The 22,964-nt window shown below is 68.8% G+C and carries 20 protein-coding genes and 1 riboswitch; of the genes, 13 read left to right on the top strand and 7 right to left on the bottom strand.

Features of this window, described 5'->3' with window-relative positions:
* Positions 1-12: 12 nt before the first annotated feature.
* The gene (locus OQ968_RS05350; RefSeq protein WP_324675470.1) at positions 13-237 is read right to left on the bottom strand and encodes a hypothetical protein; all 225 of its coding nucleotides are present in this window, start codon (positions 235-237) and stop codon (positions 13-15) included.
* Between the two features lie 54 nt (positions 238-291).
* On the bottom strand, positions 292-675 hold the full coding sequence (locus OQ968_RS05345) for a nuclear transport factor 2 family protein (RefSeq protein WP_324675468.1): 384 nt from the start codon (positions 673-675) through the stop codon (positions 292-294).
* A gap of 39 nt (positions 676-714) precedes the next feature.
* On the opposite strand from OQ968_RS05345, the gene OQ968_RS05340 reads away from it, so the two are divergent.
* Positions 715-1,176, top strand: a complete 462-nt coding sequence (locus OQ968_RS05340) for an SRPBCC family protein (protein WP_324675466.1) — start codon at positions 715-717, stop codon at positions 1,174-1,176.
* 19 nt (positions 1,177-1,195) lie between these two features.
* Here the strand turns inward: OQ968_RS05340 and OQ968_RS05335 are convergent, their stop codons facing one another.
* Genes OQ968_RS05335 through OQ968_RS05320 form a run of 4 tightly spaced genes read right to left on the bottom strand, consistent with a single transcriptional unit; the run spans position 1,196 to position 5,936 of the window.
* The gene (locus OQ968_RS05335) at positions 1,196-1,978 is read right to left on the bottom strand and encodes an SDR family oxidoreductase (RefSeq protein ID WP_324675464.1); all 783 of its coding nucleotides are present in this window, start codon (positions 1,976-1,978) and stop codon (positions 1,196-1,198) included.
* A complete protein-coding gene (locus OQ968_RS05330; RefSeq protein ID WP_324675462.1) occupies positions 1,971-3,581 on the bottom strand; it encodes an AMP-binding protein in 1,611 nt (536 codons plus the stop codon). Before OQ968_RS05330 ends, OQ968_RS05335 begins: the two co-directional genes overlap by 8 nt.
* Positions 3,574-4,314, bottom strand: coding sequence for a GntR family transcriptional regulator (locus OQ968_RS05325; protein WP_324675460.1), 741 nt, complete (start codon positions 4,312-4,314; stop codon positions 3,574-3,576). Before OQ968_RS05325 ends, OQ968_RS05330 begins: the two co-directional genes overlap by 8 nt.
* Positions 4,314-5,936, bottom strand: a complete 1,623-nt coding sequence (locus tag OQ968_RS05320; RefSeq protein ID WP_324675458.1) for an SMP-30/gluconolactonase/LRE family protein — start codon at positions 5,934-5,936, stop codon at positions 4,314-4,316. The genes OQ968_RS05325 and OQ968_RS05320 overlap by 1 nt, the downstream gene beginning before the upstream one ends.
* Before the next feature lie 195 nt (positions 5,937-6,131).
* Here OQ968_RS05320 and OQ968_RS05315 point away from each other — a divergent pair, with 195 nt between their 5' ends.
* From OQ968_RS05315 to OQ968_RS05265, 11 genes are all read left to right on the top strand, one after another.
* A complete protein-coding gene (locus OQ968_RS05315; RefSeq protein WP_324675456.1) occupies positions 6,132-6,977 on the top strand; it encodes an SDR family oxidoreductase in 846 nt (281 codons plus the stop codon).
* Positions 6,977-8,350 carry an aromatic ring-hydroxylating dioxygenase subunit alpha gene (locus tag OQ968_RS05310; RefSeq protein ID WP_324675454.1) on the top strand — a complete coding sequence of 458 codons (1,374 nt, stop codon included), beginning with the start codon at positions 6,977-6,979 and terminating at the stop codon, positions 8,348-8,350. The genes OQ968_RS05315 and OQ968_RS05310 overlap by 1 nt, the downstream gene beginning before the upstream one ends.
* Positions 8,347-10,200 (top strand): flavin-containing monooxygenase, encoded by a 1,854-nt coding sequence (locus OQ968_RS05305; protein WP_420715833.1) that lies wholly within the window; start codon positions 8,347-8,349, stop codon positions 10,198-10,200. Before OQ968_RS05310 ends, OQ968_RS05305 begins: the two co-directional genes overlap by 4 nt.
* On the top strand, positions 10,193-11,134 hold the full coding sequence (locus OQ968_RS05300; protein ID WP_324675453.1) for an SDR family NAD(P)-dependent oxidoreductase: 942 nt from the start codon (positions 10,193-10,195) through the stop codon (positions 11,132-11,134). The genes OQ968_RS05305 and OQ968_RS05300 overlap by 8 nt, the downstream gene beginning before the upstream one ends.
* Before the next feature lie 7 nt (positions 11,135-11,141).
* The gene (locus tag OQ968_RS05295; protein WP_324675928.1) at positions 11,142-12,335 is read left to right on the top strand and encodes a CoA transferase; all 1,194 of its coding nucleotides are present in this window, start codon (positions 11,142-11,144) and stop codon (positions 12,333-12,335) included.
* A 2-nt stretch (positions 12,336-12,337) separates the two neighbouring features.
* The gene (locus OQ968_RS05290; RefSeq protein WP_324675451.1) at positions 12,338-14,044 is read left to right on the top strand and encodes a thiamine pyrophosphate-binding protein; all 1,707 of its coding nucleotides are present in this window, start codon (positions 12,338-12,340) and stop codon (positions 14,042-14,044) included.
* A 15-nt stretch (positions 14,045-14,059) separates the two neighbouring features.
* Positions 14,060-15,490: an aldehyde dehydrogenase family protein gene (locus tag OQ968_RS05285; RefSeq protein ID WP_324675450.1), complete on the top strand. Its 1,431-nt coding sequence runs from the start codon at positions 14,060-14,062 to the stop codon at positions 15,488-15,490.
* A 7-nt stretch (positions 15,491-15,497) separates the two neighbouring features.
* Positions 15,498-16,490, top strand: a complete 993-nt coding sequence (locus OQ968_RS05280) for an MDR family oxidoreductase (RefSeq protein ID WP_324675448.1) — start codon at positions 15,498-15,500, stop codon at positions 16,488-16,490.
* An 11-nt stretch (positions 16,491-16,501) separates the two neighbouring features.
* Positions 16,502-17,671: an FAS1-like dehydratase domain-containing protein gene (locus OQ968_RS05275; protein WP_324675446.1), complete on the top strand. Its 1,170-nt coding sequence runs from the start codon at positions 16,502-16,504 to the stop codon at positions 17,669-17,671.
* 12 nt (positions 17,672-17,683) lie between these two features.
* Positions 17,684-19,351: a class I adenylate-forming enzyme family protein gene (locus OQ968_RS05270; protein ID WP_324675444.1), complete on the top strand. Its 1,668-nt coding sequence runs from the start codon at positions 17,684-17,686 to the stop codon at positions 19,349-19,351.
* A 209-nt stretch (positions 19,352-19,560) separates the two neighbouring features.
* A complete protein-coding gene (locus tag OQ968_RS05265; protein WP_324675443.1) occupies positions 19,561-21,561 on the top strand; it encodes an acyltransferase family protein in 2,001 nt (666 codons plus the stop codon).
* 3 nt (positions 21,562-21,564) lie between these two features.
* On the opposite strand, the gene OQ968_RS05260 is transcribed toward OQ968_RS05265, so the two are convergent.
* Positions 21,565-22,224, bottom strand: a complete 660-nt coding sequence (locus OQ968_RS05260; protein ID WP_324675441.1) for an O-methyltransferase — start codon at positions 22,222-22,224, stop codon at positions 21,565-21,567.
* An 81-nt stretch (positions 22,225-22,305) separates the two neighbouring features.
* A riboswitch (M-box (ykoK) riboswitch) is annotated at positions 22,306-22,478 on the top strand.
* Positions 22,479-22,747: 269 nt separating this feature from the next.
* Between OQ968_RS05260 and OQ968_RS05255 the strand changes: the two genes are divergently transcribed.
* Positions 22,748-22,963, top strand: a complete 216-nt coding sequence (locus tag OQ968_RS05255) for a hypothetical protein (protein ID WP_324675973.1) — start codon at positions 22,748-22,750, stop codon at positions 22,961-22,963.
* Position 22,964: the final 1 nt, after the last annotated feature.

Here is a 22,964-nt window from a genome sequence, read left to right as displayed (position 1 = left end):
GAAGATTTCGCTTTACAAGATCCGGTGGTTTGCCCTGTCCACCTGATAGCCGGCCGGGAAGGACTTCTCGATGACCTGCAGCTGGTGGTCCACCCTGGACTCGAGCTCGAGAACTACGCAGCTGTCGCCGAGAGTTTTCGATTCGAGGACGATGTACCGCTGGCCGCAATCGGTGATCGGGTCGCCCGAGTGCAATCTCTCGACGGGCACTGACTCCGGGGTTCCGTTCTCCTCCATCCATGACACGTTAGGTCAACTCCGCGGATCAGGGAATAGTTCTCCCGCCGGGCGTCAGGGCGTGTCGGCCCCGGGTTGCTTGAAGAACACGCTGACGCGGGCGATCAAACCGTCGTCTCCCTGCTCGAACAGGATGCATTCCGGCCAGGTGGTGGCGACGCCGTCGATCACGAACGTCTCGCTCAGCTCGGCGAAGGACAGCCGGGCGTCCACGTGCGAGACCCGCTGGACCTCCAGCCGGTGGCCCTCCAGGTTGGTGCACACCTTGCGCAGGTAGGCCACGTAGTGCGCCTTGCCGTCGACGCGGTCGCAGAACGGGCCCTCCCGGGTCAGGCCCTCGTCGGCGATGGTGTCGGCCAGCCCATCCCAGTCGTGGGCCGCCAGGCAGTCCAGGTAGCGCTCCACCACGCCGGTGCCGATTTCAACCGCGTTGCCCATGGCGTCTACGGTAAGCCGCGCCGGGCTAGGTTGTCTCCCATGAGCTGGTGGACCGCCCACGCCGAGCGGACGATGACCGAAGACGTGCCCGCGCCGCCCGATCAGGTCCGCGACTTCTATGTGGACCTGGACAACATCAAGCTGGTGCATCCGCTGATCGTGTCCGTGGAAGCGCTGTCCCGCACCGAAACCCCCGACGGCTACCGGCAAAGCTATCGCGTGGTCGACCGAATCCCGTTGGGGCCGTTCGTCATCCGGACCACCTACCACGCGCGGCTGCAGGTTCCCGCCGTCGGCGACGTGTTGACCGAGGCCGACCAGTCCCCCGGGGTGCGTCTGCGGGGCGCCGTGAGCTTCGAGCCGGCCGGCGGCGGCACCCGAGTCACCGAGCGGATCCGGATCACGGCGCCCCGGCTGCTGGCCGCGGTGACCACCCGAGAGGCGGTCAAGGCGCACATCGCGATGCTGGGCGGCATCCGTCGCCACTTCGAATCCGCTTGAGCGGTCGGGATGAGTCAATTCACCGCTGGATCCACTCCGAATTCAACGCGAACTCCGACAGATACTTCGTCGAACTCCATCCGCCGTCGACGACGATCGTCTGGCCGTTGATGAAACTGCCCCCCGGCGAGCACAGGAACGCGACGGTGCTGGCGACGTCGTCGATGGTGCCCAATCGCGGATGCGGCGTCATCTCGGTGTTCATCTTGCGGAATCGCTCGTCCTGCAGGCGTTTCTCGACCATCGGCGTCAGCGTCACACCGGGCGCGACGGCGTTACAGCGGACGCCCGACGCCCCGTACTGGCAGGCGATGTGGGTGGTCAGCGCGGTCAGCCCGCCCTTAGCCGCGGAGTAGGCGCCGCCGCGCAGCCCGCCGACGACCGCGAACGTCGACGTGAGGTTGATGATCGCCGACCCGGGCGCCATGTGCGGCAGCGACTCGCGGGCGAGCCGGAACGGGGCGCGCAGCATCAAACCCAGGAAGTAGTCCAGCGTCTCGTCGTCTGTTTCGTGTAGCGGTTTGGGGCTGCCCACTCCGGCGTTGTTGATCAGGAAGTCGATGTGGCCCCACCGAGTGACCGCCGCGTCCACGATGCGTTGCGGCGCGTCGTCGTGGGTCAAGTCGGCGGCGACCGTCGCGACGCGATCCGGATCGCCGACGGCCCTTTCCAGCTCGGCCAGCCGGTCCCGGTCGCGGCCCGTGCCGACGATCGCCATGCCCATCGCGGCGAGTTTCGTCGCGCACCCGAGGCCGATGCCGCTGCTTGCTCCCGTGACGATTGCGACCTGCATCTCACCCATCCCGTGTCTGTGTCGACGCCTGCATCAGAGCCGCCCGGATCCGATGCTTGAGTATCTTTCCCGCGTCGTTCTTCGGCAGCGCGTCCCAGATGGCCACCTGTTCCGGCGCCTTGAACTTCGCGACGCCCTTCGCGGTCAGGAAAGCGAGCAGGCTCGCGACGTCGGGCCGCGCCGCGCCCGCGGGCACGATCACCGCGCAGGCCCGTTCCCCGGTGCGCTCGTCGGGCAGCCCGACGACCGCGATCTCGGCGATGCCGGGATGCTCGGCGAGCAGGTCCTCGACCTCCTTCGCCGAGATGTTCTCGCCGCTGCGGATGATGACGTCTTTGGCCCTGCCGGTCACGACGAGGTACCGGTCCTGCCGGTGTTGGACCCAGCGCCCGAGATCCCCGGTGCGGAAAAACCCTTCGTCGTCAAACGCGTCGGCGTCGTCCTCGGGATGCCGGTAACCCAGCAGCATCTGCGGGCCGTGCACGCGGATCTCACCGTCGCCGGCCGGGGCGGCCTCGTGCGCGACGAGCTTGATGTCGGCGATGCCGGGCCGTCCGTCGGTGTCCGCGGCGCGGTCGGCCTCGTCTTGCCTCGGCGCGCCGACGGTCGCGACGGGCACCTCCGTGCAGCCGTATACCCGGGTGACGACCGCCCGGTCGAAATACGCTGCGGCGCGGAGGATCAGCGAGGGCGGGACGGACGCGCCGCCGCAGATGAACACCTTGAGGTCGGGCAGCCGGGTTCCGGCGCGCTCGGCGGCGGAGAGCAGCTGCTGCAGGAACGGCGTCGCGCCGGCCATGTGGGTGCACCGCTCGCCGTTCATCAGGGCCACCGCCGCGGCGGGGTCCCACCGGTCCATGAGCACCGCGGTGGTGCCCAGCAGCAGCGGGCATTCGAACGCGTAGATCGAGCCCCCGATGTGGGCGATCGGCGACGGGACGAGAAACGTGTCGCCCGGGTCGACGGCCCAGTGGTCGCGGATCTGGCGGATCAGCGCGTGCAGCGAATTGTGGCTGTGCAGAACGCCTTTGGGGCGGCCCGTGGTGCCGGATGTGTACAGGACCATCCGCACGGAGTCGGGATCCAGCGCCGGCGGCGTCGACGCGCCCGAATCTTCGAACAGCGCCGCATACGGCGTGTGCGAACCGCCGGTCTTGGAGCCGCGCAGCACCACCACCTCCGGGGCGGTGGCCATCGCCGCGGTCACCCGGTCGAGCATCGCCGCGAAATCGTCTCCGCCGAATCGGTGCGGGACGAAGATCATCGCGGTTTGCGCGTCCTCGAGGATGAAACGCAGGTCGTGGTCGCGCAGCGACGGCAGGATCGGGTTCACCACCATCCCGGCCAGCGTCGCCGCCAGATAGACGACGGCGGCCTCGTGCCAGTTCGGCAGCATGAACGACACGACGCTGCCGGGCGCCATCCGCGCCAGCAGGGCGGACGCCAGCCGGTCGGCCTGGGTGTACAGCGTGGCGCAGTCCAGCCGAGTGTCGTTGTCCACCAACACGGTTCGCCGCGGCGAGGTCTCCGCGGCCGCGCGCAGCGCATCGGCCAGCGTGGTGTGCACAAAGAGCCCGCGCCGGTACGCCTCCGCGGCGCGCGGCCTAATCATTCACGCGGCGCATGGTCATCGCATACCGAAAGCTCGACGACAGGTGGGTGTTGATCGTAACCTGGGCGACCTCGTCGTCGGAGGTCTTGTAGGTGCGCCGCATCTGCAGGGCGGCCGTCCCGGGCTCGGCTCCGAGCCCGTCGGCGAGTTCGGGGGAGAGCAGCACCGCGGCGATCTCCTGGTGCAGTTCGGCGATGGTCACGCCGAACAGGTCCTCGATCAACGGAAAGATCGGGCCGGCGTGGCGCTGCAGCAGCCTGCCGACGGCGGCGAACGTGCGGCTTATGTAGTACTCCGTTCGGCACAGCGGCACCGGCGCGCCGTCGGGTTGCCGGTAGCCGCACACGGACAGCCACTGTGTGCCGGCCTGCAGGCCGGTCCGGGCGGCGAGCTCGTCATCGACCGTCACCATCGCGCTGGACTCGATGTTGAGCTGCGCGCCGGCCGCGAACTCGAGCAGGTCGTCGATCGACATCACGTCCTGCGCATAGGAACTGGACGCCGGGCGGGGAACCACGCGGGTGCCCGCCCGCGGCCGCGACGCGACGAGGTTGTCCTCGCGCAGCCGCCGCAGCGCCTCGCGAACGGTGTAGCGGCTGACCGCGAACCGCTCGCACAACTGGTGTTCGGTCGGCAGCCGCGAGCCCACGGGATAGACGCCGTCGACGATCTCCTTGCGCAGCGTGCGCGCGATCTGCAGGTAGCGATGCTCGCTGGAGACGGCCTGGGACATCAGCGGCCGTCCCGTGACCGGCGCACGGCCAGGACGCTGCCGTCGCCGTCGGCCGAGACGTAGAGCGTCCCGTCGGGCGCGGCGGCGATGCCGGCGAAAGGGCCCTGGGGTCCGGAGAACGGCGGCATTCCGTTCAGCGGCTTGGGCACCACCCCCGGCGGCGGGCCGACCGGCAGCCCGGACGCGATGGTGCTGCGCACGTTGGTGTCCAGGTCGACGGCGATCAGCTCCTTGGCGCCGGCGTCGACGATGTAGAGCGCCCGGTCGCGTAGCAGGATGCCTTGCGGGCGTTGCAGATCGGCGACGACGGTGTCGGTCCCCGACCCGTTGACCCTGACGACGGTTCCGGCTCCGGCCTCCGCCACCAGGCACGCTCCGCCCGCGTCGACGGCGACGCCGACCGGGTCGCGCAGGCCGCCGGCCAACACGTCGAGGCCACCCGACCGTACCGACAGCAGCCGGCCGGTGCCCAGTTCGGCGACGACCACGCCGCCGGCACCGAGCGCGACACCGTACAGCTGGTCGAAACCGTCTGCCAGCACCTCGCTTTCGCTCGCCGCCGGCCGGTAGCGGGCGACCTGGCCGCCCGACGTCGTCACCACGAATTCGCCGGGCCCGCTCGGCACGACGCCGCGCAGGAATCCGGGATAGCCGGGGCTGAACAACATCGCCACGGTCCGCAGCGACCCGTCGGGCCGGGCGGCATAGAAGTAGGTGCCGTCGGCGATGTAGAGCTGCCCGTCGTGACCCACGGCCAGGTCCAGCGGCCAGTTCAGCCCGCCGGGCAGCACCGTTCGCGTCGTGCCGTCGGGCGATATCTCGGTGATCTCCCCGGTGAAGTTGGACACCAGCACCTTCTCGCCGACGAACGTGCAGTTGTCCAGGCCCGGGCTCAGCTGGGCCAGCACCCGCCGCTCGCCACTGCGCGGATCGATGCGCAGCACCTGCCCGCTGGCCACCTGGGTCGACACGATGTGGCCCTGCGCGTCGAACTTGACCGAGTCGGGCACACCGAGATCGCTTGCGACGCACTGTGGTTCGCCGCCGTCGGGATCGATGCGCCAGATCTCGTTGGCGCCCATCACCGGGAAGTACAGCAGGCCGTCCGGGCCGACCTCCATCGCGTTCGGCGACGGCACGTTCTCCAGCAGCACCCGCGGCGGGCCGCCGCCCAGGTCGAGCTCCAGCAGGCGCCCGCCCTCCCGGCATTCGCCGATGAACAAGCGGCCCCGATGAACGGTGATGCCATTGGCCGACGGGACGTCGTCGCGCAGCACCCGGGTTCGGCCCGTGGTGTCCAGCGCGCTGACCCGGCCGTCCATCACCTCGGTCGCGTACAGGTTGGCGCTCGCGTCGAAGGCGACGTCGTCGGGCGCCACGATCGCGCCGCCCCTGGTGCTCACGGTGACCAGTTGCCCGGTGCGGGGGTCCAGCGCGCTGATCTGACTGCCGGTCACCTGGGCGATGTAGACGCGACCGTCCGGGCCGGTGCGCAGACCGTTGGCGCCGAACAGGCGGCTCGGAGCGGTCACCCGCTCGAGTCGCCAGCCCGGCGCGAGGTCGACCGGATGATCCACTGCGTACCGCGACGGCCGCGAGGACACGGCCTGCGAATTGGACATGTCTCGCCGAGATCCTTCCCGCTAGCCGGAAGTGCCCAGTTGGGCCTGGACGTTATCAAGCCCAGCTAGTCCAGACAATAGCGGATGGGGAATCGGCACCGCCCTTGACAGGCGTGTTCGCCGATGGGAATAGTGTTCTCCAAGGGACAGAACCCGATATATTGTCCGGACAAAAATGCCAGGGGAAAGCAGGTCATGGAAGATCTCCTCGGGCTCGACGGTCGCATCGTGGTGGTCTCCGGCGCCGGCGGCGGCGGCATCGGCACGACCGTCACGGCGATGACGGCCCGGGCGGGGGCCACGGTGATTGCGGTCAGCCGGTCGAAGGAGAACCTCGACGAGCACGTCGTCCCGCTGGCGCAGCAGGGTCTCGCGGTCGTGCCGGTGGCGGCCGACGCGTCGACCGACGAGGGCATCGCCGCGGTGATGGAGCAGGCGCGGCGCGCCGACGGCAGCCTCTACGGCCTGGTCAACGTCGCCGGCGGGGCCGAGCCGTCGACGTGGATGCCGTCGACCCGGGTGACGCGCGACGACTGGCGCAAGATCTTCACCGACAATCTCGAGACGGCGTTCTTCATGAGCCGGGCGGTGGCGGCCGAACTGGTCGCGCGGGAGCTGCCCGGGTCGATCGTGTCGATCTCCTCGATCAGCGGCATGAACACCGCGCCGTTCCACATCGCCTACGGCACCGCCAAGTCCGCGATCACGGCGATGACCCGCACCATGGCGCTCGAGCTGGCGCTGGCCGGAATCCGGGTGAACGCCGTGGCGCCGGGCGTCACCGAGACCGCCGCCTCGCGCGCCTACGTCGACGAGGACCCGGACCGGGACCGGCGGGCGATCGCGATGGGCCGGCGCGGACGTTCCGAGGAACAGGCCGGCACCATCCTTTTCCTGCTCTCGGAGTTGTCGAGCTACGTCACCGGCCAGACGCTGCTCGTCGACGGCGGCCTCGACCTCAGATGGAGCCACCTCGGTGCCGACAACACCTCGCTGTTTCTCAAGGACGAATCCTTCCGCGCTGCCATCAGGAGGATGTGATGACCGATACCGAAGTCCAAGCGGCCGAAGAGCTTTCGAAGCCGATGACCATCGGCGTGGAAGCCTACATCAGCGAGGACTATGCCCGCGCCGAGCGGGACCGGCTGTGGCGGAGGGTCTGGCAGCAGGTCGGCCGCGTCGAGGAGCTGCCCGAGGTGGGCAGTTACCTGACCTACGACGTCCTGGACGACTCGATCATCGTGGTCCGCACCGGCGCAAGCGAATTCAGGGCCCACCACAACGTCTGCATGCACCGCGGCCGCCGGCTGATCGACACCCCCGAGGGCGCGAAGAACGCGTGCGGGCGCGCCCGCAAGTCGTTCGTCTGCGGCTTCCACGGCTGGACCTACGGCCTGGACGGGGCGTGCATTCACATTCGCGAGCAACAGGATTGGCGCGAGGCGCTGACACCGGACAACACCCACCTGCGCCCGGTCAAGGTCGACACCTGGGGTGGCTGGCTGTGGATCAACATGGACCCCGACTGCGAGCCGCTGGCCGACTACCTGTTCCCCGCCGCGAAGATCCTCGACCCGTTCGGCCTGGAGAATATGCGCTACAAGTGGCGCAAGTGGCTGGAATTCGACTGCAACTGGAAGGTCGCGATGGAGGCCTTCAACGAGACCTACCACGTCTATACGACGCATCCGGAGTTCAACAAGTTCGGCGAGTTCAAGGGCTGGGCGAAGGCGCAGGGCAAGCACAGCAACATCGGCTACGACGCCCCGGAAGACATGGAGGCCACCAAATCCAAGATCCGCCTCGGCACCGGCGCCGACCCGCGCGTGTCGACCGCGGAGATGCAGGTGTACACGATGGAGGAGACCAACGCCACAACCACCCAGACTCTGGTGAACGCCGCCAAGCGGCTGGTCGACGAATTGCCCGAGGGCACACCGGCCGACAAGGTCCTGGAGCACTGGCTCGCGTCGGCGCGCCGCGACGACGAGGCCCGCGGCGTCATCTGGCCGACAATTCCGTCGGACATCCTCGGCCAGGCCGGCACCGCCTGGCAGATCTTTCCGAACTTCCAGATCGGGCAGGGCCTGACCAGCGCGCTGTGCTACAGCGCGCGGCCCCACCCCAGCTACAACCCCGACAAGTGCATCTTCGAGGTGTCGGTGTTCGAGCTGTTCCCGAAAGGCCAAGAGCCCCAGACGGAGTGGGAGTACACCCCGGTCGGCGACCCCCGGTGGCGCTCGGTCCTGCCGCAGGACTTCTCGAACATGGCCGCCGTGCAGCGGGGCATGAAATCCCTTGGCTTCCCCGGCACCAAGCCCAACCCCTACCGCGAACGCAGCACCGTCAATCTGCATTACCAATTGTCGAAGTACATGGGTACCGGCGAACCGCAGGAGCTCACAGACAGATGACCATGTTCGAAACGTGCGGACCCACGCAGACGCCCGACGACATCGACATCCAGGCGCTGCGGGAAAAGTACCTGTTCGAGCGCGACAAGCGGCTGCGCCCGGAGGGCTCGAAGCAGTACCTGGAACTCAAGGACGAGTTCGCAGACCTTTACGAGGTCGATCCCCACACGCCCGTGGCGCCGCGCGCGCCGATCGACGAGAACATCGACGTGGCGGTCCTCGGCGGCGGCATCGCCGGCCTGCTGGCGGGCGCGTACCTGAAGAAGGCGGGCGTCGACGACGTGCACATCATCGAGATGGGCGGGGACTTCGGCGGCGTCTGGTACTGGAATCGTTTCCCCGGAATCCAGTGCGACAACGACGCCTACTGCTACATACCGATGCTCGAAGAGCTCAATTTCATGCCGTCGAAGAAGTTCGCCGACGGCGCCGAGATCTACGAGCACTGCCGTCGCATCGCGAAGCACTTCGGGCTCTACGACGGCGCCATCCTGTCCACCCAGGTTCGCACGGTGCGCTGGGACGAGACGATCGAGCGCTGGCGGTTGACCACCAATCGCGGCGACGACATCCGCGCCCGGTTCGTGGTGATGGCGCAGGGCTCGTTCAACCGGCCGAAGCTGCCCGGCATCCCCGGCATCAAGGACTTCAAGGGACACATGTTCCACTCCGCCCGCTGGGACTACGACTACACCGGCGGGGACGCCAACGGCGGGCTGCACAAGCTGCACGACAAGCGCGTCGCGCTCGTCGGCACCGGCGCGACGGGCGTGCAGCTCGTCCCGCACCTGGGCCGGGATGCCAAGCACCTCTTCGTGTTTCAGCGCACGCCGTCCTCGGTGGACGTGCGGGGCAACGAGCCCACCGACCCGCGGTGGGTGGCGTCGCTGCAGCCGGGCTGGCAGGAGAACCGCAAGCGCAACTTCCACCGCTGGTCGCCGTTGGGGGAGGGGGCGGTGTTCGACGAGCCCGACCTGGTGTGCGACTTCTGGACGGAGCTCGGGCGCAACCTGACCGCGCGGATCGCGGCGTTCGACGATCCCACGTCGCTGACCATCGAGCAGATCATGGCCATCCGCGAGGAGGAGGACTACAAGGTCATGGAGCGGCTGCGGCGGCGCGTCGCGGAGCTCGTCGAGGAACAGGAGACCGCCGAGGCGCTCAAACCGTACTACCGGTTCATGTGCAAGCGGCCCTGCAGCAACGACGAATACCTGCCCACGTTCAACCGCCCGAACGTCACGCTGGTCGACGTGTCGGAATCCAAAGGCGTGGAACGGCTCACCGAGAACGGGATCGTCGCGGGCGGCATCGAGTACGAGGTCGACTGCGTCATCTTCGCCAGCGGTTTCGAGATCACCACCGACATCAGCCGCCGCTACGCGATCGACGCGATCGAGGGCCGCGACGGCCTGTCGCTGTTCGACCACTGGCGCGACAGCTACAAGTCGCTGCACGGGATGACCAGCCGCGGCTTCCCCAACCAGTTCTTCACCGGCTTCATCCAGGGCGGCGTCGCGGGGAACACCACCGCGATGCTCGAGCAGCAGACCGAGCACATCGCCTACATCATCTCCGAGGCGATGGCGCGCGGTGCCACCACCGTCGAGCCCAGCCAGGAGGCCCAGGACAACTGGGTCAAGACGATCCGCGAAACCTCCGTGGACGCCACGGAATTCGCCGTCTCCTGCACGCCCGGCTATTACAACAACGAGGGCGGCGGTGGCGGCGAGGGCATCCGCTCGGCCATCGGCGACCCGTACATGCCGGGCTTCTACGTGTTTGACGACATGCTCAAGGCCTGGCGCGCCAAGGGTGACCTCGACGGTCTGGTCCTCGGGGATGGCTGACTTGAACTCCTTGAACTTCGACGGCCGGGTGGCGGTCGTCACCGGGGCCGGCCGCGGGCTCGGCCGCTCCTACGCCCTGCTGCTCGCGTCCCGGGGCGCGAAGGTCGTCGTCAACGACGCGGGGGGCGACCTCGCCGGCGACGGCACCGATCCCGGCCCGGCCCGCGACGTGGCGCGCGAGATCGCCGCCGCCGGTGGGCAAGCCGTCGCCAGCACCGACTCGGTCGCCACCGCGGCCGGCGGCAGGGCCATCATCGACGCGGCGCTCGACGCCTACGGGCGCGTCGACATCCTCATCCACAACGCCGGAATCGTGCGCTACGCGCCGCTGACGGAGATGAGCTACGAGGACTTCGACGCGGTGCTGGACGTCCACCTGCGCGGCGCGTTCCATGTGCTGCGGCCCGCCTTTCCGGTCATGTGCGAGGCCGGGTACGGGCGCATCGTGCTGACGTCCTCGATCGGCGGCCTGTACGGCAACCACAACGTGGCGAACTACGCCGCCGCCAAGGCCGGCGTGATCGGGCTGTCGGACGTCGCGGCGCTCGAAGGCGCCGCCCACGGCGTGACATGCAACGTGATCGCGCCGGCCGCGGTGACGCGGATGGCCGCCGGCATCGACACCTCGGCGTACCCACCGATGGGCCCGGAGCTCGTCGCGCCCACGGTGGGCTGGCTCGCGCACGAAACCTGTTCTGTGACAGGGGAGGTGTTCATCGCGCTGGCGGGCCGGGTGGCGCGGGCGGTCATCGCCGAAAGCCCCGGCGTGCATCGCCCCGCGTGGACGGTCGAGGATGTTGGCGGGCATCTCGACGCGATCCGCGATGCGTCTCATCCCGTCGTCTTCCCCGTCGTGCCGGACGGCCACGGCGACCACATCCGATACAGCTTCTCGATGGCCGCCCAAGCCGCTCAGGGGGCGGGCCATGCCTAGCGGGCCGCTGGCCGGCGTGCGGGTGATCGACCTCACCGCGATGGTGATGGGGCCCTACTGCACGCAGATCATGGCCGACATGGGCGCCGACGTGATCAAAGTCGAACCGCCGCAAGGCGATAACACCCGCTACATCTCGGTCGGTCCCGCGCCGGGCATGAGCGGCGTGTTCGTCAACGTCAACCGCGGCAAGCGCAGCGTCGTCCTGGACCTGCAAACCGACGCCGGGGCCCGGGCGCTGCGCGCGCTCGTCGAGACCGCCGACGTGTTCGTCCACTCGATGCGCGCCAAGGCGATCGCCAAGCTCGGCTTCGCCTATGACGACGTCGCCGCCATCAACCCGGCGATCGTCTACACCAACTGCTACGGGTACGGGCGGCGGGGACCCGACCGCGACCGGCCCGCCTACGACGACACCATCCAGGCCGAATGCGGCCTTCCGGCGGTGCAACAGCAACTCACCGGCGAGGCCGACTACGTCGGAACGATCATGGCCGACAAGGTCGCCGGGCTGACCGCGCTGTACGCGACGACCATGGCGCTGTATCACCGGGAGCGCACCGGGGAGGGGCAGGAGGTCGAGGTCGCCATGTTCGAAACCATGGCCTCGTTCATGCTCGTCGAACACGCCAACGGCGCCCTGTTCGACCCTCCGCTGGGGCCGGCGGTGTACCCGCGGACCGTGGCGCCCAACCGCCGCCCGTATCGCACCAGCGACGGCCACATCGCCGCGCTGATCTACAACGACAAGCACTGGGAGGCCTTCATCGGCGCCGTGCGGCCCCCGTGGGCCAGCGAGTTGTACTCGACGCTGGAACAACGCGCACGCCAGATCGACACCATCTACGGGCTGGTGGCCGAGACGATGAAACAGCGCTCCACCCAGGAGTGGCTGGCGCTGTTCCGAGAACTCGAGATACCGGCCGCACCGCTGAACACGCCCGGTGCGCTGTTCGACGACCCGCATCTGAACGCCGTGGGCATGTTCGAGACCGTGGACACCCCACACGGGCCGGTGCGCTTCCCGGGAGTGCCCACCTGGTTCTCCCGGACACCGGGACGCGTCGCGGGCCCGGCGCCGGAGCTGGGCGCCGACACCGCGGAAGTGCTCGCCGAAATTGGGGCGAGCAGACGCAAAAGCACCCGAAATACCCCGTCAGAGGGTGCTTTTGCGTCTGCTCGCGAGGAAAGGGACTTTTGACCATGGCCGTGCCCGTCTACAAGCGCATCCTCGACCTGTTCGAGGCCGAGGGCGTGAACACGTTGTTCGGCATCCCGGACCCGAACTTCGTGCACATGTTCGCCGAGGCCGACGCCCGCGGGTGGTCGGTGGTCGCGCCGCATCACGAACTGAGCGCGGGCTTCATGGCCGAAGCGGCATCGCGGATGACGGGCAAACCCGGCCTGTGCATCGGCACGCTGGGCCCGGGCATGGCCAACATCGCCGGGGCGATTCAATGCGCGAAGGTGGAGAATTCACCGGTGATCTTCCTCGGCGGTCAGAGGGCCCGCATCACCGAGCGCCGGGTCCGGCGCGGTCGCATCCAATTCGTCCGGCAGGAGCCGCTGTTCGCGCCGTCGGTGAAGTACAGCGCCTCCATCGAGTACGCCGACCAGACCGACGAGATCATCCACGAGGCGATCCGCCGGGCCATGTCCGGCACACCCGGCCCGGCCTACGTCGAGTACCCGTCGCACGTGATCCTCGAGGAGCTCGACGTGCCGGATCCGCTGCCGCCCAACCGGTACCGGCTCGTCAACCAGACCGCGGGCGAGCGCGAGGTGGCCGAGGCTGCGAGGCTGATTCGGGCGTCGAAGAGTCCGATCCTGTTGGTCGGCCACGGCGTCCACACGTCGCGCACCGGCGCGGCGGTCAAGGAGTTGGCCGACCTCATGGCCTGCCCGGTGATCCAAACCTCCGGCGGCACGTCGTTCATCGATGGTCTCGAGGACCGCACCTTCGCCTACGGATTCTCGCCGGCGGCCGTGGAGGCGGTGGTCGAGTCCGACCTGTGCGTCGCGCTGGGCACGGAGCTCGGCGAGCCCAGCCACTACGGCCGGACCCGCCACTGGGCGCAGAACGACGCGAAGCGCAAATGGATTCTGGTCGAACAGGATCCGGTGGCCATCGGCGTCAACCGCCCCATCGACATCCCCCTGGTCGGTGACCTTCGCGGGGTGGTGCCCCAGCTGGTGGAGGCGCTGCGCGACACCCCGAGAACGCCGTCGGCCGACCTTGACCGGTGGATCAAGTCGGATGCGGCGGAGCTGGCGCAGCTCGCCGAGAACGCGCCGACGGGCCGGACGCCGGTGCACCCGGCGCGGTTCGTCGTCGAGGCCACCCGAGCCTTCCCGAAGAACGGCATCATGGTCCGCGACGGCGGCGCGACCGTCATATTCCAGTGGACCTACTCGCAGGCCAAGCCGCGCGACGTCATCTGGAATCAGAACTTCGGCCATCTCGGCACCGGCCTGCCGTACGCGATCGGCGCATCGGTCGCCGAGGGCGGCAAACGCCCGGTGATGCTGCTGACCAGCGACTCGGCGTTCCTCTTCCACATCGCCGAGCTGGAAACCGCTGCACGGCAAAACGTTCCACTGGTATGCGTGGTGGGTGTCGACCATCAGTGGGGTCTCGAGGTGGGCGTTTACAAGCGCACCTTCCCCCAGCCGTCGCCGCAGCCGGGGGTGCATTGGAGCAAGGACGTCCGCCTCGACAAGGTCGCCGAGGGCTTCGGCTGCCACGGCGAGTACGTCGAGAAGGAGGACGAGATCGGCCCGGCGATCCGACGGGCCTACGCGAGCGGCAAGACGGCCGTCGTGCACGTCTGCATCGATCCGAAGGCCAACTCCGAGGAGATGCCCAAGTACGACGAATTCCGCACCTGGTATGCCGAAGGAACCCAGTAACGAGAAGGTGATGTCATGCGCGAATACCTGAAGTTCTACATCGACGGGCGCTGGGTTGACCCGGCGCGGCCCAACACGTTTGACGTCGAGAATCCGGCGACCGAGCAGGTCTCCGGGAAGATCTCGCTCGGCTCGGCCGCCGACGTGGACGCGGCGGTCCAGGCCGCGCGGCGCGCGTTCGCCGGCTGGTCGCTAAGCAGTCGCGAACAACGCCTGGACCTGCTGCAGGCGATCCTTGCCGAATACCAGAAGCGGGCGGGCGATCTCGCCGACGCGGTGACCGAGGAGATGGGCGCCCCGCCGTCGCTGGCCGCCGGCCCGCAGGTGCAGCTCGGGCTCGGCCACCTGATGACCGCGATCGACGTGCTGAAGAACTTCCAGTTCGACGAGCAGCACGGGGAGACGCTGATCGTCAAGGAGCCGATCGGCGTCTGCGGGCTGATCACGCCGTGGAACTGGCCGCTCAACCAGATCGCGTGCAAGGTTTACCCGGCGTTGGCGACGGGCTGCACCATGATCCTGAAACCGTCTGAGGTGGCGCCGTTCTCGGCCTACATCTTCACCGAGATTCTGGATGCCGCGGGCGTGCCGGCCGGCGTCTACAACCTGGTCAACGGCGACGGCCCCGGCGTCGGTGCCGCCCTGGCGAGCCATCCCGACATCGACATGGTGTCGTTCACCGGATCCACCCGCGCCGGCATCGAGGTGGCCAAGAACGCCGCCCCGACGGTGAAGCGGGTGACCCAGGAGCTCGGCGGCAAGAGCCCCAACATCGTCCTCGACGACGCGGGCTTCGCCGACAGCGTCCGCGCCGGCGTGGTCAACATGATGCCGAATTCCGGGCAGAGCTGTAACGCGCCGTCGCGCATGCTGGTGCCGAATTCGCGCATGGCCGAGGCGATCACGATCGCGCGCCAGACCGCCGAGCAGGTGAAGGTGGGCAGCCCCGACGACAAGACCGCGATCGGGCCGGTGGCGTCGAGGGCGCAGTTCGAGAAGGTTCAGCGCCTGATCCAGCAGGGCATCGACGAGGGCGCGACCGTCGTCGCCGGCGGCCCGGGCCGGCCGGCGGGGCTGGACACGGGTTACTACGTCAATCCGACGGTCTTCGCGAACGTCACCAACGACATGACGATCGCGCGCGAGGAGATCTTCGGGCCGGTGCTGTGCATCCTCGGTTACGACGACATCGATCAGGCCGTCGAGATCGCCAACGACACCGATTACGGCCTGGCCGGCTACGTCTCGGGTGCCGACCTCGACAAGGCGCGGGAGGTGGCCCGCAAGATCCGCGCCGGCTGGGTGACGATCAATCACGCCTTCGACTTGAACGCGCCGTTCGGCGGTTACAAGCACAGCGGCAACGGCAGGGAGTGGAGCGAGGCCGGGTTCCACGAGTACTTGGAGGTCAAGAGCACCTTGGGCTATGCGCCCCAGAAGGGATGAGACACGGATGTTTTCGGCAGTTTTGATCGAAAAGGGCTCGGAAACTGGGGCGGGGCAGACGGTCGGGGTCACCGAGCTGGACGAGACGCAGCTGCCCGACGCGAACGTCGGCATCGACGTCGAGTACTCCACGCTGAATTACAAGGACGGCCTGGCGATTACGGGCAAATCGCCCGTGGTGCGGAAGTTCCCGATGGTGCCCGGAATCGATCTGGCCGGCGTGGTGACCGACAGCAGCCACGCCGACTGGAGCAAGGGCGACCGCGTGGTGCTCAACGGGTGGGGGGTGGGTGAGACGCATTGGGGTGGGCTGGCCCAGCGCGCCCGGCTCAACGGTGACTGGCTGATTCCCCTGCCGCCGGAGTTCAGCACCCGCCAGGCGATGGCGATCGGCACCGCCGGCTACACGGCCAGTCTGTGCGTGGATGCCCTGCTGCGGCATGGGGTTTCGCCCGAGCAGGGCGAGATCCTGGTGACCGGGGCGACCGGTGGCGTCGGCAGCGTTGCGATCGCGTTGCTGAGCGCGGCCGGGTTCAAAGTGGCCGCGGCGACTGGAAAGTCGTCGGAGGAGAAGTTCCTGCAGCAACTCGGCGCCGTGACGGTGCTGGACCGCGCCGAGTTCGGCGCGGCCGGGAAGCCGTTGCAGAAGGAGCGTTGGGCGGGCGTGGTGGACACCGTCGGCAGTCACACCCTCGTCAATGCCTGCGCGCAGACGCGTTATGGCGGCGCGGTCGCCGCCTGCGGGCTGGCCCAGGGCATGGACTTCCCGGCGACGGTCGCGCCGTTCATCCTGCGCGGCGTTTCGCTGCTGGGCATCGACAGCGTGATGGCGCCCAAGGAGCGGCGCCTGGCCGCCTGGCAACGGCTGGCGCGCGACCTCGATCCCGGCACGCTGGATTCCATCGCCCGCGAGATCGGGCTGGGCGAGGCGATTCCCGCGGCCGGGGAACTCATGGACGGCACGGTGCGCGGCCGCATCGTCGTCGACGTCAACCGCTGAGGAGAGCGCTGATGGCCGAGCTCGATTTGTCCGACGTCGATCACCGGGTCGGCAAGCCGGTCGGCGGTGGGCAACTGTGGGACCCGTGCAGCTCGTCGGACATCCGGCGGTGGGTGATGGCGATGGACTACCCCAACCCGCTGCACTGGGACGAACTGTTCGCCCGCGACTCGAAGTTCGGCGGCATCGTGGCGCCGCAGTCCATCGCGGTGGCCCTGGACTACGGGCACGGCGCGGCGCCCGCGTGCGTGGGCCACATTCCGAACAGCCACTTGATCTTCGGTGGGGAGGAATGGTGGTTCTACGGCTGCCCCGTGCGGCCCGGCGACAAGTTGTTCCAGAAGAGGCGGTTTCACGACTACAAGGTGACCGAGACCAAGTTCGCCGGCCCGACGATGTTCTCGCGCGGCGACACCGTCCACACCAACCAGCACGGCACCCTGGTGGCGCGCGAGCGTTCCACCGCGATCCGCTACCTCTACGAGGAGGCGACCAAGCGCGGGATGTTCGAAAACCAGCTCGGTGACATCAAACGCTGGACCCAAACCGAGCTCGAGGAAGTCGAACGGCTGCGGCGCGAGTGGCTGGAGTCCAACCGCTTGGGTGTGTCACCGCGCTTCGACGAGGTGAAGGTCGGCGACACGCTGCCGCGCCGGGTGATCGGTCCGCACAGCATCGCCAGCTTCACCACGGAGTACCGGGCGTTCCTGTTCAACATCTGGGGCACCTTCGGATGGGTCGCGCCGCCCGGCATCGAGGATCCGTGGGTCTATCAGGATCCGGGCTGGGGCAAGGACTTCGCGTTCGACGAGGAGGACGCGAAGATCGACCCGCGCAAGCGCGACGGGCTCTACGTCGGCCCGTCGCGCGGGCACATCGACGCCGACCGGGCCAGCGAGGTCGGGATGGCGCGCGCCTACGGGTACGGCGCGACGATGGGCGCATGGTGCACCGACTATCTGGCGTACTGGGCGGGCCACGACGGCATGGTGCGCCACTCCAAGGCCGACTTCCGGGCGCCCGCCTTCGAGGGCGACGTGACCTATTTCGACGCCGAGGTCGTCGACAAGCAACCGGAATCGACCTGGGGTGTGCCCCTCGTGCAGGTCAAGCTGCGCCTGACCAACCAGAACGGCGACATGCTAGTGGGCTGCACGGCCGAGGTCGAACTGCCGTTGTAGACGGTGGTAGCCATGGCCGACGAGACGGATTCGGAAGCGGCGCACCGCCTTTCGATAGTGACCGGGCCGCCGCTGGCGGACGAGCCCGGGCTGGGGGCGCTCACGCTGCCCGGTTTCCTGCGCGAGGTGACAGGGGCGTACGGCGAGCGGGAGGCGCTGGTGTGGCGCACCGCCGACGGCGTGGTCCGGTGGACGTACACCGAGCTGTGGGAGCGCGCGATGCAGGTGGCGCGCGCGTTGCGCGCGTGCGGGCTGGGCAAGGACGGCCGGGTCGGTGTTTTGATGACCAACCGGCCGGAATGGCTTGCCGCCGTGTTCGGTACGTCCCTGGCGGGCGGGGTGGCCGTCACGCTCAGCACGTTTTCCACGCCGTCCGAGCTGGACTACCTGCTGCGGGCCTCCGCCGTGTCGGTGCTGCTGTTCGAGCGCAGGGTGCCGTCGAAGGACTTCGCCGCCATCCTGGCCGGGCTGCAACCGGCGCAGTACCCGTTCCTGCGCCGACTGGTTTCGGTCGGCGAGCCGGCGCCGGGCATCGAAACCTGGGACGAGTTCCTGGCGTCCGGTGACGGCGAACCCCGCGAGCTCGTCGAGGCGACGGCCGCGGCGACACGGCCCAGCGATGCGGCCGTGCTGTTCTTCTCGTCCGGCTCCACCAGCAAGCCGAAGGGCATCCTCAGCGCGCATCGCGGGGTGTGCATCCAGCTGTGGCGGTTCCGGCGCATGTACGGGTTCACCCCCGACGATCACGTCCGCGGCTGGACCGCGAACGGCTTCTTCTGGTCCGGCAATTTCGCGATGGTGCTCGGCTCGACGCTGGCCAGCGGCGGGGCCCTGGTCCTGCAGTCGACCTTCGACGCCGCCGAGGCGCTCGAGCTCATCGCCGTCGAGCGGGTGAACTTCCCGTTCGCCTGGCCCCACCAGTGGGCCCAGCTGGAAGGCGCGCCCAACTGGGGCAGCGTCGATTTGAGCAGCGTGCGGTTCGCGGACTACAAGACCCCGATCGCGCACCATCCCACCGTTTCGGGCGAGTGGCACGAGCCGGGCCACGCGTACGGCAACACCGAAACATTCACGATCACAACGGGTTACCCCGCCAACACCCCGCCCGAGGTGCACGCGGACAGCTTCGGGGTGGCGCTGCCCGGCGTGACGCTGAAGATCACGGACCCGCTCAGCGGCCGCGTCGTCGCGCGCGGCGAAGCCGGCGAGATCGGCGTCAAGGGGCCCACCCTGATGCTCGGCTACATCGGCGTCCCGCTCGACGAGACGCTCGACCCCGAGGGCTTCTTCCCCACCGGCGACGGCGGCTACCTCGACGACGCCGGCCGGCTGTACTGGCAGGGCCGGCTCACCGACATCATCAAGACCGGCGGCGCCAACGTCTCGCCCCGCGAGGTCGACGAGGCCCTGATCGCACACCCCGGCGTCAAAGTGGCCCAGACCGTCGGTGTTCCGCACCAAACGCTCGGCGAGGTCGTCGTCTCCTGCGTGGTGCCGCACGACGGCGTGACCCTCGACACCGAGCAGCTACTGGCCTTCCTGCGGCAACGACTGGCGAGTTACAAGGTGCCGCGCCATCTGCTGTTCTTCCGCGAGGACGAGGTGGCGGTCACCGGCAACGCCAAGATCAAGGCCGGTGAGCTTCGCGAACTGGCCACCAAGCTGCTGGCCGGTAGGTGAGCCAAAACCCTTGCGTGTCTTCGCGTGTCTTCGCCTGGATCGGGCGGCGCCGCCTCTAAGCTTGCTGAGATCACGAGGAGGGGCAACGACGTATCGGCAGCAACTACGGCGCCGGGCGAGGTCAGGGCGCGCTAAAGGCGAGCGCTGAGCCGGGCGGGACGCACCCCGCGCCGGCGCCTTCTGCTCGGCGCCCCCGATGGGTCGCACCCGTGCGACGCGCCGGCCGGCTGGCGATTTGGGATCAACCAGAACGGCGCGGCGGCATACCCGCCCTGGACGGGCTTCGTGCGATAGCCGTCGCGCTGGTGCTCGCCGGGCATGGCGGCATCCCCGGGGTTACCGGCGGGTTCATCGGCGTCGACGTCTTCTTCGTCCTCAGTGGGTTCCTGATCACCTCGCTGTTGCTCGACGAGTTGCGGCGCAGCGGCCGTATCGAGCTGACCGGCTTCTGGATTCGCCGCGCGCGGCGGCTGCTGCCCGCGCTGGTGCTGATGGTGCTCACCGTGGGCGCCGCCCGCGAACTCCTGCCCTACCAGGCCCTCACCGGGCTGCGGGACGACGCGATCGCCGCGTTCCTGTGGATGGCGAACTGGCGGTTCGTGGCCCAGAAGACCGATTACTTCACGCAGGGCGCCCCGCCCTCGCCCCTGCAGCACACCTGGTCGCTCGGGGTCGAGGAGCAGTACTACTTCGTCTGGCCGGTCCTGCTGATCGCGGTGACCCTGCTGCTGGCGGCGCGGGCCCGGCGCTACTTCATGCGGGCGACCGTGGGCGGGGTCCGCTTCGCCGTCTTCGTTATCGCCGCGCTGGGGGCGCTGGCGTCCGCCGCGGCCGCCATCGTCTTCGTCTCCGACAGCACGCGTGACCGAATCTATTTCGGCACCGACACCCGCGCGCAGGCGCTGCTGATCGGCTCGGCGGCGGCGGCCCTGCTGGTCCGGGATTGGCCCTCGCTGAACCGCGGCTGGTGCATGATCCGGACCCGGTGGGGGCGCCGCGTCGCCCGCCTGCTGCCGTTCGCCGGGGTGGCGGGCCTGGCCGCCGCCGCCCACTACGCAACCGGCGACGTGGGTGAATTCCGCCACGGTCTGCTGATCGGGGTGGCGGTCGCGGCCGTGTTGGTGATCGCCCCGGTGGCCCTGGAACAGCGCGGCCTGGTCGCCCGCATCCTGGCCGCGCCGCCGCTGGTGTGGCTGGGCACCATCTCCTACGGCGTGTACCTGTGGCACTGGCCAATCTTTTTGGCGCTCAACGGCGAACGCACAGGATGGACCGGGCTGCCGCTGTTCGCCACCCGGTGCGCGGCCACGGTGGCCGTGGCCGCCGCGTCGTGGTGGCTGATCGAGCAGCCGGTCCGGCGCTGGGCCCCGGCGCGGGTGCCGTTGTTGCCGCTGGCGGCCGCCACGGTGGCCAGCGCCGCCGCGATCACGCTGTTGCTGATCCCGGTGGGGACCGGGCCCGCGCTGCGGGAAAACGGGCTGCCGCCGGGCGTCTCGGCGGTCGCGGCGGTGTCGCCGTCGCCGCCGGGCACCGGTCACCCGCGGCCGAGGGATCCCAACCGGCCGTTCACCGTTTCGGTGTTCGGCGATTCGATCGGCTGGACCTGGATGCACTACCTTCCGCCGACGCCCGGATTCGCCTTCCTCGATCACACCGTCATCGGCTGCAGCCTGGTGCGCGGCACGCCGTACCGCTACATCGGCCAGACGCTGGAGCAACGGCCCGAATGCGACAGCTGGCCGGCCCGCTGGTCGGCCCAGGTCAGCCAGGACCAGCCGGACGTCGCGCTACTGATCATCGGCCGCTGGGAAACCGTCGACCGGGTCAACGAGGGACAGTGGACCCACATCGGCGATCCGACCTTCGACGCGTACCTCAACGGCGAACTCGAGCGGGCCCTGAACATCGTGAGCTCCACCGGGGTTCGCGTGGTGGTGGCGACCGTGCCCTACAGCCGCGGCGGCGAAAAGCCGGATGGCCGGCTGTACCCGGAGGACCAGCCCGACCGGGTCAACCAGTGGAACACCATGCTGCGCAACACGGTTGCCCACCATCCCAACGTCGCGATCCTCGACCTGAACAAGAAGCTGTGCCCGGACGGCGTCTACACCGCCAAGGTCGACGGGATCAAGGTGCGCAGCGACGGCGTCCACCTCACCCCGGAGGGGGTGAAGTGGCTGACGCCGTGGCTGGAGGAATCCCTGCGGTGATCGTCAATCGTCGGTGCGGCAGCTGATTTCCATGCTGTCGCTTTCCCGGACCGCGAAATTGAAGCTGGTGTAGCCGTTTTCGGGATTGCGCACGAGGTCGAGGTAGGGCCCGGTGTCCGCTGCGCTGGTGTTGTCGGCGACGATCAACGCGCCCGTCGGCAGCCGCGGTTCGAGCAGCTTGATCACCGGTAGGTACAGGTCCTTCCAACCGTCGAGCAGGACGAACCCGACCGGTCCGTCCACGCCCCGCAGCGTGCTGAGCGCGTCCCCCTCGAGGATGGTGATGACGTCGTCCAGTCCAGTCTCGGCGAAAGTCTTCTTCGCGGCGGCGATCTTCGTGCCGCTGAGCTCGGTGGTCACCACCCGCCCGGAACCGTTGTCGCGCACCGCCGCCGCAAGGTGAATGGCCGAGACGCCGAAGGACATGCCGAACTCGACCACCGTGGCCGGGCGCGTCGCGCGCACCAGCGCGTAGAGGAGCCGGCCGGCCTCGGGGGTCACCGGGATGTAGAACTCGCTCATCGCCTCGGCGCGTTCCGCGGCCGTCATCGGCCGGTCGAACTGGTCGCGCCGCTCACGCAGCAGCGACATCTGCTCCTTCGATTCGGCGTACATCCGATCGAGCACGGTGGAAACCCGGGGATCCCGCAATGTTGTGGCCATGTCCTCGAGGGTAGCCACGACGGCGTAACGAAACCGCTAATGAGTTTGACGCGCAGCGGGCCGCGTGCCAGCATGGACGGGCAAGCACCTCGGTAGGTGAGGCGTCTGCATGGATACAGGCCACTGACCCCGAACGTCGAGAGACGCCCCGGGTCAGGACAGCTCTTCCCGGCTCAAGGGTTGAGCCCAAGTGGCTTCCGGAGATCTTCCGGATACGCCGTGCAGTGCCGAAGCTCCGACGAGAGGGGTGCGACCGGCGTCATTGGCGCCGGTTATCGCCCCTTCCGTTCAGGTGAAATGTGATGGCACCCGTGCGTGTCCCGGCCGTGAGGAGGTGAGGGCGAGATGAGTCCCGGTGATAGTCCCTATCCGAAATCCGTCTTGTCCCGATCCGGTTCCGGCACTCTTCGTACCGCCTGAACTTCACGAGCACTCGCGGGTTCCGCGCCGTCGACGGCGCGCCGCCCCGCACGCTCCGGCGCGAAATGTCACGAGCCGATCGGACCCGAAAGAGGTGACGATCATGGCTTTTGTTGTTGCACACCGTGTTTCCGGTGTTACCAGGTTGCGTGGGCGGTCGATGCTGCGTGCGGGCCGCCAGCTGATGGGCAGGTTGTGCGCGGGGCACGCGCTGACGCCGCAGGAGCGCGCCAACCTGTACGTCTCGCGGATGCCGATCGCGGTGGTCACCGCCTCGCTCGGCGGACACCCGTCGGACCGTGCCGACACCCGCCGGTGAT

It is taken from the genome of Mycobacterium sp. 663a-19 (genome assembly GCF_035616495.1).
Taxonomy (GTDB): domain Bacteria; phylum Actinomycetota; class Actinomycetes; order Mycobacteriales; family Mycobacteriaceae; genus Mycobacterium.
This window is presented reverse-complemented; position numbering and strand designations above follow the sequence as displayed.